Origin of the sequence: Pontitalea aquivivens, from assembly GCF_046507575.1 — a bacterium.
Classification (GTDB): Bacteria; Pseudomonadota; Alphaproteobacteria; order Rhodobacterales; family Rhodobacteraceae; genus Pontitalea; species Pontitalea aquivivens.
The window spans coordinates 257,127-269,650 of record NZ_JBKFEY010000001.1 but is presented as its reverse complement, the minus strand read 5'-3'; the positions used below and the strand labels follow the sequence as shown (position 1 = coordinate 269,650).

The window sequence follows — 12,524 nt, the reverse complement described above, 5'->3', positions numbered from 1 at the left end:
TTTTTTCACTCACCTTTAGCCCCATCGCCAGTCCCAGACGGACCAGCCCGCCCCCAGACAGGAGACCGGACATGTCCCACCCGCCAGCCCCCGGCCCCGCCGCCGCGCCCCGGGCCGACCATTCCACCACACAGCCGTCGTTTGGCCTGCGGGATATCGTTCAGGCGCTGTGTGCGGGCCTGCCGCCCTCGGCCGAGGGGCTGGAGCTGATCCTTGACCGGCTGGAGACAACCCGATGACCATTTCGCACCGCTTCGAGCAGGCGATCCCCGCCCCGGGTTCTGTCCCGGGTTCCGCGCCGATCCCCGCCCAGACCCCGGTCCATGAGGCCGAGGCCCTGACACATGGCGGCACGACGGCGGCCATCACGCTGAACGGTCAGATCTATACCCTGCGCATCACCCGCGCCGGAAAGCTGATCCTGACGAAATAGGGCGCGATGCCCTATCAGGCGGGCCCGGGTTCGGTCGGTGGGGGGATGGAGCGGGTGATGGGAATCGAACCCACGTCTTCAGCTTGGAAGGCTGCGGCTCTACCATTGAGCTACACCCGCGCTGCGTTCCCTATAAGCTGCAAACCGCCCCGCATGCAAGCCGCTTCGCGCAAGGGCGGCCCGCAGGAACGGATCGCGGCGTCCGGCAAGCGCGCGCGGTCGTGGATATGGACGATATCGGGCCCCGAAAGCGGGGGCGGGATGGCACAGGCGGTCAGACGCCGATCGCCCTGAACCCGATCCTGCCAGATGCCGGCAAAGACCATCGGCGCAGGTCGCATACCGGGGCAGGCGCACCACCCCATCCCCCGCGCGTTCCCCCCCACCACCTGGCGCGGGCTTTGACCTGCCACCGCGAATGTCCTAAAGATCGCCCTGTAACGATTGGCAAGGAGCGGCAATGCCCCCGCATGAGTGTTCCCCCGATGCCGCGGTCGGCGGCCCCCTTGTCACGGGGGATGGCGCCACTGGGGATGACGCCACTGGCGATGGCGGGGCGGCGGGCTGGCTGGATCCGGCCCTGTTGGGGGATGTCGACGCCTGGGATCTGCAGCGCGCGGGCGGCTGGCTGCGCTTTCAGGCCCGCCTGCCCGGTGCGCCCGGCGGGACGCGGCGCTATCTGCGCCCGGTGACCGGCGGCGGAATCGTGGCGGAAACCGGGGGCGCAGTGCTGGGGCTGTTCGGTCTTGGCGGCGGGCGCCATGCCACCACCTTCCCCGGCGCGCCCGCCTTTGCCCATCATGTCGTCACCGCCCCCCCGCCCGAACCGGATGAACCGGACCGGATCCTGCGCAACCTGCGCGAAAGTTCGGGCGAAAGCGCGCTGGCCGATGCGCTGCTGGGCGCGCGCCATGCCGCCTTTCGCGCGCTGCCGCTGATCGTGACCGGGCATGATCTGGTCGCACCCGCCCCGGTCAGCGCGCCGGACCCGGACCATCTGGCACAGCCGCTGGCCGCGCTGGCCGACCGGCTGGACCGGCTGGCGGCACTGGCACGCGCGCTGAACCGGCCAGCGCGGCTGCTGGCGCTGCGCGTGGCCCCCGGCCCCGATCAGGCGCCCGCCGATGCCGATGCCTTCCACCGCGCCGCGCTGGCACAGCTGGATGCGATCGCGGCGCAGGTAGCGGGGCGTGATCTGGGGCGGACGCGCTTTCTGGCGGTGGCCGATTGCGGCACCTGGTGGCAGCATGACGCGGCCGCGAACCGCGCGGCGATCGAAGGGATGCACCGGCTGATCCTGCGCCCGGGTGTGCATCAGCTGATCGTGGCGGCACCGGGCTATATGTTCGCGCAGGACGATCTGGGCCAGCCCACGCCGCAGGCCCTGGCCGCCCGCGCCGCGATCGAGGCCCACGCCCTGGCCGCCGATCTGGCCCGCCAGGATTGGGCCTGCCCGCTGCTGTGTCTGGCGGAACGCCACGATGGGGTGATCCGCGCCACCTTCAAGACGCTGGGTCCGCTGCGGATCGACCCGGCCGACCCGTTCGGCGCGGGCCCCGCGGCGGGCTTTGCGCTGGCCGGCACCGGTGCCGGGATCGCCGCGGTCACGCTGGCGCCCGATGATCCGGGCGCGGTGCTGATCCGGGCCGATGGGCCGCTGCTGCCCGGCCCCGGTGCGAACGAATTGCGGCTGGATTACGCCACCGGCGGACCGCCCCGACCGCGCGGCATCTTTGCCGGCCCCGGCGGCGGCTTTGGTCCCGCCTGCGGCGCGCTGCGCGACGACTGGTCCGCACCCGCGCCGGATGCCGGAACCGGCGCGGCGGGCGGCATGCTGCACCGCTGGGCGCTGCCCGCAAGCCTTGTGATTCGCTGACCCATGCCGCATGCCGCCCCCACCCCCACCTGCAGGAGCCGCGATCATGGCCTTTGACCGGGAAACGATCCGCACCGACAACATCTGCCTGATCTGGGTCGATGACATGATCGACATCTTCACCTGGCGCGATGCCTTCGGGGTGACGATCCAGACCCCAAACATCGACCGGCTGATGGCGCGCGGCGTGCGCTTTGCCAATACCTACGCCACCGTGCCGCTTTGCGCGCCCTGCCGTGCGGAAATCGCCACCGGCCTGTCGCCCTATCGCACGGGGCTGGTCGACCTGAACCGCTTCTGGCGCGATGTGATGCCGCCCGAACGTGCCTGGGCCTATGATCTGCGCCGCGCGGGGTTCTACAATTTCACCACCGGCAAGGTGGACAGCAATTACAAACCCATGCCCGAAGACTATCGCCGGATCCTGTTTCACGAGGAACCCGAGGCATCCGACCGGGGCCGGCGCCGGGGCGTCAAGGAATATCTGGGCGGCAAGGGGCCGGGCATCGCCGGAATCAACCATCCCGATGACGACGGATCGCAGGACGACCGCTTTTATGACTATTGGGTGGCGCAGAATGCCATCGACCATCTGGGCCGCGCCGATCCGTCCCGGCGCCACCTGATTCAGCTGGGGTTCAAGCATCCGCATATGAACCTGGACTGTCCCGACCGCTTCTACCAGATGTATGACGCGGCCGCGATCCGCTGGCCCTCGATCGCCGCGCCCGAGGATTTCCACGGCCCCCAGCCGGGCTTTGCCGTCTATGAGGCAGCCTATATCGCCAATGGCAACTGGACCCCGGAAAAGGCCGGGGATGAAGGCTGGCGCCAGGTCGTGCGCGCCTATTTCGCGGCCTGTTCGCATGTCGACCACGAAATCGGCCGGTTTCTGGATGCGCTGGCGGCCTCGGCCCTGGGCGGCAATACCACCGTGATCTTCCTGTCCGACAACGGCTTCAACCTGGGCAACCACGACAGTTTCCACAAGATGAGCCAGTGGGACAGCGCGGCCCATGTGCCGCTGTGCATCTGGAACCCGCGGATGGCGGCCGGGCAGGTCACCGACCTGCCGGTTTCGCTGCACAACCTGCCCTGCACGATCCTGGATCTGGCCGGCCTGCCGCGCCGCGCCGACTGGGTGTCGGGGCAAAGCCTGCTGCCGCTGATCGATGACAGCTTCGGCAGCTATGACCGGACGAAATCGCCCGTCACCTCGGTCTTTGGCACGCTGTCGGTGCGGCCCACGGCGCCCGATCTGTGCCACCTGCGCTATTTCCGCTATCCGAACGGGGAGGAACATGTCTATGACATCGTGGCCGACCCCGGCGAGACGCAGAACCTGGCGGATACCGCGCCACTGGACCGGCTGCGCGACGAACTGGTCCGCGGCGCGCTGGATCTGGGGCTGGATCTGCGCGGGCATGAAAACCCCGCCGCAGGTGTCAATGCGATGCTGGCGGTTGATGGGTCTGTCGTGCTGGCGGGCGGCGCGGGGGACAATCACTACTGGGCCTATGGGGCGGCTGCGGAAAACATCCGCGAAACCGCCGATGGCGGGCATGATGTGCTGTGGTATCTGGGCGGGCCCGACGATTTCACCCTGCACATGCCCCCCCATGTCGAGGAACTGCGCATCGCCACCGTCGTCGCCCGCACCGAAGGCACCACCCCCCGCGCAGGCAAGACGCTGCGCATCGTGGCCCATCCCGACAGCCCGTTCCGGTTCGAAACCTCGGAACGGGTGGCGGTGCATGTGGTGGGATCAAACGGCGATGATGTGATGACCGGCCCGAAATACGGCGGTGCCACCTTTTTCGGCGGCGAGGGCGATGACCTGCTGGTCGCCACCGGCAAGCGGCCCAAGGATCGCCACGCCTTTTACGGCGGGTCGGGCAATGACACGCTGATCGGCGGGCGGGGCAATGACACGTTGCAGGGCGGCGCGGGCGATGACCTGATCCGCGGCGGCACCGGGCGCAACCTGATCCACGCCGGCCCCGGCAATGACGTGATCGAGGATGGCGAGGGCGCGTCCGAAATTCACACCGGCCCGGGGCGCAACCGGATCACCCTGTCCGAGGGCGACCACCGGCTGCACATCGGCCCCGGTCCCAACCGCATCACCGCCGGCCCCGGGGCGAAACGGCTGGAACTGGATTACGGCGCCACCGTCGCGCTGACCGGCTGGGACCCCGCGCAGCACTATGACCTGACCCGCTGGCCCGCCCGCCCCGACCTGCGCCCCCTGCCCGAGGGCGGCGTGATGCTGTCGCACGGCACATCCTGCCTGATCATCACCGACGCCCCCGAAGACGCGGACATCCTGCGCCAAGTCGAGATGCGGGACTAACGGGGGTCAGTCGGGCTGTGGTTGATCCGGGGCATCCAGATCCAGAACCGGCATGAAATCCGCACGGGCACGGCCACGACCGGGCATTTCGAAAGCCGGCGCGCGCTGACGCAATTCACGCGCCAGCTCAGCCGGCAAAAGCCGCAAGACAGAGCGGTAGGCGCGCATGCAACCGATATCCGCCCGAAACAGGCTGGGCAGATGATAATGCACCAGAGCCCGGTCGGCCTCGATCGGGAATTGTCGCCGATACAGCGAATAATTGAATTTCTCGGGCCATGCTTCCCAACCGATCTGGCTGCGGGCGATTGCGATTGGCAGGGCGATCTGATCAAGCCACGGGCGCTTGTTGGGAATATCAAGCCGGTGATCTATTTCCGCCGCGGTTTCAAGCCAGAGCTTGCCGAACCGCTGTCCGTGCGATCCATGCTCGGGAAAGCTCAGAAAACCGGCATTGAAATAAGGCAACACCTCAATCCGGCGCCCGCGACACAGTCGCACCCGCGCATCGGGAAGCGGCAAGCCGAAATGGGCATAGACCGGTGCCCAGTCCCCGGTGTGGCGGCCCCATGTCGGAACCCCCTCGGGCACGGCGGCAACCAAAGTCTGTGCCTGTTTCCGGACAAGCGGCGCCAACAGGACGGTATCCGTATCCAGGAACACCGTTCGGGCGCCCGAACGCGGCTGCGCGGCGGCAAGAATCTTGTTGCCATGCGGATAGGGTTCGGCAAAGGGCGACGGGCCCGCGGGGATCGGGCTGATCTGGACGCCAAGTTCCGCCATTGCCGCACGGAAAAAGGCGGACAGGGTCTGCGCCTTTTCTTCCGGGCAATAGGCATGAATCGCGGCGGCATCGCCATGTTGCACGCGGATCGACCCGGCAAGGATCACAGCCGGATCTTCAAAGCGCGGCCCATCAGCGACGAAGATGAAGGAGGTATCTGTCATTGGGACCATCTCATGATCGGGTGCACATCGGTCAGACAAGGTTCAGGAAGCGATCGGGGATGCGCACGGTCCACGCCGGATCACTTTGCGGTGGCGGGCGGGTACGCGCCTCGCCGTTTTCGTTCACAGCAAAATCATGACGCGCCGCTGCTGCCACAACGTTGAAATCGCCGACAGGATTACCCGCAGCGGCCTCGATCAGCGCAAGGCGCTCGTCTATATAATTGACATGGGAAGCGTGCTGACCGTCTCCGCCCCGCGCGGTGTGCCGTTCGACCGCGACCGACTGATCGCTCAACGCCAAGTGAAACATGACAAACCGATCCGACATCTTGACGGTACGGTTAATCAGCCGATGCGCCCCGCCGGTCCAATTGTTCCAGCGGCTTATCACGAAGGGCTTTGAATAAAGGCCCGTAATCACCGCGTGCGGACGTTGAAGCAAAGTCGGCCGGCTTCGTTCTATGGGCGGCAAATCCCGACCGCGCTGGACCACGTCCAGACCCAAGGCGAAGATATAGCCATCCTCATCCACTTCATCGAGCGCCTGTGCCCAATCGCCGCCCCAAGCTGGGTCCAGCACGACAAACTCATCGCAATCCATCCGCAAAACATAGCGATAGGACTTGCGAAGCCGATTTGCACGCGCCGACATTTCCTTTGCGATAAAACGATCATTGCGGATTCGCGCCCGTGGCGCACCCTCGACCACCTCGACATTCAGTCCAGTCAGGTCAACCTTGGGTTCCCAGTCCGAACCATCAAGAACGACATGAAGGTTCTTGCGGCCCACGATTGGGGCGTAGTGATCGATCCACTTCTGAAGAAAATAGGTTTCCTGTCGGACATGGGTCACGGCACAGGCAAGTTCTTTTACCATCTAATTTCACCCGCAACCGCAGGCCCCCTCACAAGCTATCCTGTTCCGCCCCGGGCCCCGCCGGGTCGCGTCGATAGGCCCCGCCTGCCGGCGCGTCCCCTGCGCCCCCGCGCCGCAGACCGGCGTCGGACAGCAGCCTGTCCCAGTCGGCCAGCCCCTGTTCACTTGCGCCCTCGGGCAGCAGGATCACGCGGCGCAGCGGCGCAAGCCAGTCGGGCCGAACCATCGCCGCATCCAGCGCGCAGGCCGACAGGCGCAGCACGTCGGGGCGGAAATCGGCCAGGCAATGTGCCAGCCCCCGGGCGCCGCTGGTCGCGTCGTCCCCCGCCAGCACCAACGGGCCGGTGGCATGGCGCAGCCGGTCCGACAGGCCGTTCAGCGCGCCCACCTGGCGGGAAAAGGCGATCAGATCGGCGCGCGCGCCCTGCACCATCGCCTGCAGCCCCGGATGGGCGCGCAGGCCCATCATCGCAACCAGACCAAAGCCCCCCGTCGCATCCAGCAGCCGCGCGCAGCCTTCGATATGGGCGGCGATATGGCGCGCGGCGCGGCGTTCGAACTTGCCCGCGCGCAGCGCCTCCAGCGCGTCGGGGGCGAACAGCCGCGGATCCGCCGGCACGGTGATGCCGCGATTGTCCACCTGTTCCAGCGCCACCGGCAGGCCGAAATCAACCGGGCCGGGCAGAAAGGGGCTGCCGGTCAGATCGCCGAATTCCCCGGACGGTTTGCTGCGCCGTTCCGCGATGGGGCGGGCGCGCGCGCGCTTTTCGACATCGGACATCAGCGCCGCGATCTTCAGCGGATCGCGCGGCTGCGGCGGCTTGGCGGTGACCTGGGTGATCGGCACCTGACCCGCCGCCAGCAGGCCCGCCTTCAGGTCGGCATAGGCCTCGGTCTGCTTGTATTCGGCCAGGCGCGCCTCAACCCGGTCCAGCGCGGCGTAATGCAGCCGTGCCAGCACCGGATCGGCCAGCAATTGCGCCATGATGTCGCCGCGCCGCGCGGCATGGCGCAGGATCTTGTCGTCGCGCACCTCATTGCGGTCCTGCAGCGCCCAGTAATCGGCGTTGTATTTGTCTTTCTTGTTGTTGACGTTGCCGCGGAACTTGCGGATCGCATAGCTGTCCACCGATTTCACCGCATAATGGTTCAGCTGCGCCCAGTCATAGCCCAGCGTGCGCCGGATCGACCGCCAGCCGCGAAAGCGGAAATAATCCTCCATCGGCTGGCCCGATCCATTCAGCCAATGCACCTGATCGGGAAAACCGGTGTCGATGTGCTTGTTGCGGATCTTGGGGCGGTGGATGCCCAGCTTCCAGTATTCGGGGTCGTATTTGAACAGCGTCTTGACGCCCCAGCCCATGCGCCACAGCGGCGGCGCGGCATACAGATATTGCCCGGTCACCGGGTCGCGCGACCAGTCCACCACAAAGCCCGACCCAAAGATGCGCCAGGTGATGACGATGCCATTGGCCCCGCGCGCCACCGCGTCATCCAGCATCCCGTCGATCGTGCCCGAGGGGTGGTTGATGCACAGGAATTCATCGGCATCGAACACCATCACCCAATCGGCCGCCGCCACCAGCGGTTCGGCCTCGGCATGGGCCAGCGCCGAGGGCTGGGGCTTGATCCCTTCGGGGATCACGTTCGGGCGGTGATAGCCCAGGCCCAGTTCCTCAAGGCGCTGCAGCATCTCGACCGTGCCGTCGGTGCAGTCGTTGGTATAGACAAGGATATCGGTAAAGCCCACGGCCAGATGATGGGCGAACCATTCCAGCAGGAACGGCGCCTCATCCTTCATCATCGACACCGCCATCACGGTGCCGTGCGGGCTTTGATGCCGGGCCAGCGCCATCGGCCCTAGTCTTCCAGCGCCGCTTCCGGGGTGATCCCGACCTCGGCGCACATGCGCGCGACGTAGGAATTGGGCAGCGGCGGGTTCTTGCGCCACCAGGGCTTGGTGCCGTTGGTATACAGGTGCACGCTGACGGTCTGGTCGGTGAAATGCCCTTCAACCCGGCCATGGGGGTCAAAGAACACATCGTTCAGCTGAAATGGAACAGGGTACAACACATCCGGCGTCATCGCCTTTTCGATATCGCCGGTCTGCTGGGCAAACCAGGTGAAGGCCTGCGGTCCAAAGGCGGTGCGCTCGGTTTTATAGATCATCTCGCCATGGCTCATGCCGCCCTTTTCACGCAGCTTGTCCATCTGCTTGCGCTGGCGCTTGTTCCACCAGGCGGGATAATCGGGCAGGTTGTCATAGTAATCCAGCAGCTGATCCATCAGCGCGCAGTGCTGCGGCAGCCCCACGACCCCGCAGTTCAGCGCCCCGCGCATGCCGTGCCCGGCAAAGACAAAGTCCCATTCATCGGGAAAGGGCTTGTGGCAGAAGGCATCGCAATCGATCCACAGCGCGCCGGTCTTGCGGATCATCTTGTAGCGAAACACATTCGACAGGAACGAGGCCGAGGTCGCCGCAACCAGGGTCATGTCGATATCCATGATCTCGGTGGCGGGGCGGATCTGCACCCCCTCGGGCGCATTGTCGACCGCGTCGGTGCAATACAGCGTGACCGGATGACCGTGCCGCAGATGTGATTTCAGGCAAAGCTGGTTAAGATAGTGAAGCTTCGGCCCGATCCAGAGCGAGGCGACAGGACGGCGGGACATATTCATGCGCAGGTACCCGGATAACAGCGCCCAAAAGCGGCGCAAATACGACAGACGCCGCAGGCATAGACCAATCGGGGCGCCCGGAAAAGGCTTGTGATGGGGCCATCAGCCCGCCATCGGCACAATCTGCGTGCCAAGCCGCGCGGCCAGGTCGTCGCGTTCGGCGGCGATCGCGCCGGGCGGCAGCGGTGCCCAGCGATCAGGACCGCCGATGAACCCCCGCGCGGCCAGATCGCGGCCCAGCGCGGGAAAATCCAGTTCGGAATAGATCTCGCTTTTCTGCGACGGCTGGGCGCCTGCGAACTGGTAATAGCGCCCCGACAGCGCATCGATGACATCGGGTTCCAGCCCGGCGAAATGGCGATACTGGGTCAGGTAATCCTCGATCGTGTCACCGGGCCGGCGCAGGATGATGCCCACGCGATCCTGTGGCCCGGCGAAGAAGGCAGCCAGATGCAAGGCGGATGAATCGCTGGACACGATCACCCTGGCGGCCTTGTACTGCGCGATCTGCGCCTCGACCGGATGTTCCTGGGGGTGATAGATGCTGTAGCCCTCGGCCTGGAACAGGCGTTCCAGATGCGTCTCGCCGAAATAGCGCCCGCGCTTGGAAAACAGCCGCGTGCGCGAGATATAGATGCACTCGGGGCCATCGGGCGCGATAGTGCGGCCCAGATGGCGTTTGACATGGGCGCGGAATTCCGGGCAGGCGGCGATCATGTCGCCGGTGCCAAAGCCCTGCGGTGCCAGCACCAGCCGTTCCACCCGCACCGGCGCGATCACGCCCTGCGCGCGTTTGTGGCGCGCCCCGAACAGCGACAGCATCGGGCGCATCGGCCGGATGAAGCGGTTGGGCCGCGTGACCTGCTTTTTCAGCAGGAACAGCTCGCCCCGGACCTTTTCATCCACCATCCCCGCCGCCCACAGCCGGCCGGTGGATTCCAGCAAGAAATGACCAAAATGATTGTAAAGCATCCCACCGTAAAGCCACAGGCCCGGCAGCGTGTCGCCATCCGGCACGGGCGGCGGGCCTGCCGGTTCGATCGTGGTGGGCTGGCGCGAATTGCGAAAGCACTGACCATCCGCCAGATAGGCGCCATCGGCGTCATAGACGCCCGCGGGGCGGCGGATGCCGCCGGCCTTGCCGGCGCCAAAGGGCACGATCAGCGCATTTTCGACGATGCGAACACGCGCGGCCAGCGGAAGGTCGGGATCAAAGCGCATGCGGGCTCCGGGATAACAGGGCAACGTTTACGCCCCCCTTGTGCCCGATCCGGCCCCCGCGCTCAATCCGCTTTGGCAGCGGATCACAGATCGCGCCCGCCCCCGCCGGTCGGCCCGGACTGCCGCGTCAGCCACCCAGCAACGCCGCCAGCACCGGCGCGGGCGCGCGGCCCAGATCCTGCGCCAGCCCGCCGATCCCGCGGCGGATCGCATGGAACATCGGCCCGCCCCGCCAGCGCGGGAAGCCATAGCCGTGGATCTTCACCAGATCGATATCCGCGGCCTTGTGCGCGATGCCTTCGGCCAGGATCGCGGCGCCTTCCTCGGCCATTTCGGCCACCAGCCGTGCCGCAATCGCCGCACGGTCCAGCGCCGCGCCGGGGGCGATCTGCGTGGCCAGCAACCCTGCCACCGTATCCGAGGCCACAGGCTTGCGTTCACCCGGCGCATAATCATACCAGCCACCGCCGGTCTTTTGCCCCTTGCGGCCCGCGCGCACCAGAATGTCGCCCAGCATTCCGGGCACGTCCTCGCCGCGCGCGCGCGCGCCTTCACGTTGCAGAAAGGCGATGTCGAGCCCGCCCAGATCCTGGGCCTCGAACGGCCCCATCGCCAGGCCAAAGCCGCGCATCGCCGCATCCACCTCGGCAATGGCGATACCCTGGCGGACCAGCGTCTCGGCCGCGGCACGATAGCGTTTCAGGATGCGGTTGCCGATGAAGCCGTCGCAAATCCCCGCCTGCACCGGCATCTTGCCCAGGCTGCGCGCCAGCGCGAACCCGCTGGCCAGCACCTGCGGCGTGGTGTCGGGCGTCGGCACGATTTCCAGCAGCTTCATCACATTGGCCGGGCTGAAGAAATGCAGCCCCAGGAAGCGTTCGGGATGGGGCAGGCCTTCGGCAATGGCGCGCGGGTCCAGATAGGATGTGTTGGTCGCCAGGATCGCATCGGGGCGGCAAACCCGGCCCAGTTCGGCAAAGACCGCACGCTTGACGCCGATTTCCTCGAACACCGCCTCGATGACCAGGTCGATATCGGCCAGTGCGGCGTAATCGGTGCTGCCGGTCACCCCGGCCATGCGATCGGCGGCCTGCGCCTCGGTCAGGCGGCCGCGCCTGACCGCGCCGTCAAAGATAGTGGCCAGATTGGCCAGACCGCGGGCAACCGCCTCGTCATCGCGTTCGATCAGCACCACCGGCAGGCCGGCATCGCGCAGGGCCGCGACGATGCCTGCGCCCATCGTCCCGCCGCCGATCACCGCGCTGGTGGCAATCACGCGCGCGGTCACACCGGCCAACGCCGCCGGGCGCGGTGCGGCACGTTCGGCAAAAAACACATGGCGCAGGGCTGCGGCCTGATCCGATCCGCGCAGGTCAAGGAAAGTGTCCCGCTCATGCGTCATGGCGGCGGCGAAATCGCCCGTGACGGCGCGTTTCACACATTCAAGCGCCCGCAGCGGCGCCACCGCGCCCTTGGCGCCCTTGGCCACGGCCGTCTCTTGCGTCGTCCAGAAGCCTTCGGGGGCCGGCGCAGGGTCGCGCGCGCAGACCGGCGCGGGCAGCGGCGCGTTCAGCGCCGCTTCGGCAAAGGCCACGGCACCTGTGCGCAGATCGCCCTCGATGATCTGGTCGATCAGGCCGGTCACCAGCGCCCGGGCCGCCTTGACCGGCTTGCCCGTGGTCGCCATGGCCGCCGCCTCGACGGCGCCGACAAGGCGCGGGGTGCGCACCGTGCCCCCTGCGCCGGGCACGATACCCAGCGTCACCTCGGGCAGGCCCAGCGCCGCCGACGACACGGCGACGCGGAACCGGCAGCCCAAGGCGACCTCAAGCCCGCCACCCAGCGCCGATCCGTGGATCGCCGCGATCCATGGCTTGCCCGCAGCCTCGATCCGCGCGACCAGATCGGGCAGATACGGTTCCATCGGCGGCTTGCCGAATTCGCTGACATCGGCGCCGGCGATGAAGGTGCGCCCCGCGCAAATCAGCACGACCGCGCGAACATCCGGGTCCGCATCCAGCGCGCCCACCGCATCCCACAGCCCCTGCCGCAGCGCCTGCGACAGCGCGTTGACGGGCGGGTTGTCGATGGTGACGACAGCAATGGCGCCTTCGCGCGCGATGGATACGGTCAT

At 67.1% G+C, this 12,524-nt stretch carries 10 protein-coding genes and 1 tRNA gene; 4 read left to right on the top strand and 7 right to left on the bottom strand.

What is annotated here, in order from left to right:
* Positions 1-71: 71 nt before the first annotated feature.
* Together ACK8OU_RS01300 and hemP are read left to right on the top strand one after the other, a co-directional pair.
* The gene (locus ACK8OU_RS01300) at positions 72-239 is read left to right on the top strand and encodes a hypothetical protein (RefSeq protein ID WP_410301533.1); all 168 of its coding nucleotides are present in this window, start codon (positions 72-74) and stop codon (positions 237-239) included.
* Positions 236-433, top strand: coding sequence for a hemin uptake protein HemP (hemP, locus tag ACK8OU_RS01295; RefSeq protein WP_410301532.1), 198 nt, complete (start codon positions 236-238; stop codon positions 431-433). Before ACK8OU_RS01300 ends, hemP begins: the two co-directional genes overlap by 4 nt.
* Positions 434-479: 46 nt before the next feature.
* Here the strand turns inward: hemP and ACK8OU_RS01290 are convergent.
* Positions 480-553 (bottom strand) — tRNA-Gly (locus ACK8OU_RS01290).
* A 340-nt stretch (positions 554-893) separates the two neighbouring features.
* Between ACK8OU_RS01290 and ACK8OU_RS01285 the strand changes: the two genes are divergently transcribed.
* Positions 894-2,309: a hypothetical protein gene (locus tag ACK8OU_RS01285; protein ID WP_410301531.1), complete on the top strand. Its 1,416-nt coding sequence runs from the start codon at positions 894-896 to the stop codon at positions 2,307-2,309.
* Positions 2,310-2,355: 46 nt separating this feature from the next.
* Complete coding sequence (locus tag ACK8OU_RS01280; RefSeq protein ID WP_410301530.1) at positions 2,356-4,662, top strand: sulfatase-like hydrolase/transferase; 2,307 nt, start codon at positions 2,356-2,358, stop codon at positions 4,660-4,662.
* Positions 4,663-4,668: 6 nt separating this feature from the next.
* Here ACK8OU_RS01280 and ACK8OU_RS01275 read toward each other — a convergent pair whose 3' ends face one another.
* From ACK8OU_RS01275 to ACK8OU_RS01250, 6 genes are all read right to left on the bottom strand, one after another.
* On the bottom strand, positions 4,669-5,610 hold the full coding sequence (locus ACK8OU_RS01275) for a hypothetical protein (protein WP_410301529.1): 942 nt from the start codon (positions 5,608-5,610) through the stop codon (positions 4,669-4,671).
* Between the two features lie 31 nt (positions 5,611-5,641).
* The gene (locus ACK8OU_RS01270; protein ID WP_410301528.1) at positions 5,642-6,490 is read right to left on the bottom strand and encodes a glycosyltransferase family 2 protein; all 849 of its coding nucleotides are present in this window, start codon (positions 6,488-6,490) and stop codon (positions 5,642-5,644) included.
* A gap of 28 nt (positions 6,491-6,518) precedes the next feature.
* Positions 6,519-8,345, bottom strand: a complete 1,827-nt coding sequence (locus tag ACK8OU_RS01265; protein WP_410301527.1) for a glycosyltransferase family 2 protein — start codon at positions 8,343-8,345, stop codon at positions 6,519-6,521.
* 5 nt (positions 8,346-8,350) lie between these two features.
* A complete protein-coding gene (locus ACK8OU_RS01260; RefSeq protein ID WP_410301526.1) occupies positions 8,351-9,169 on the bottom strand; it encodes a hypothetical protein in 819 nt (272 codons plus the stop codon).
* Positions 9,170-9,271: 102 nt separating this feature from the next.
* On the bottom strand, positions 9,272-10,390 hold the full coding sequence (locus ACK8OU_RS01255) for a glycosyltransferase 61 family protein (protein WP_410301525.1): 1,119 nt from the start codon (positions 10,388-10,390) through the stop codon (positions 9,272-9,274).
* Positions 10,391-10,517: 127 nt separating this feature from the next.
* Positions 10,518-12,524 carry a 3-hydroxyacyl-CoA dehydrogenase NAD-binding domain-containing protein gene (locus tag ACK8OU_RS01250; protein ID WP_410301524.1) on the bottom strand — a complete coding sequence of 669 codons (2,007 nt, stop codon included), beginning with the start codon at positions 12,522-12,524 and terminating at the stop codon, positions 10,518-10,520.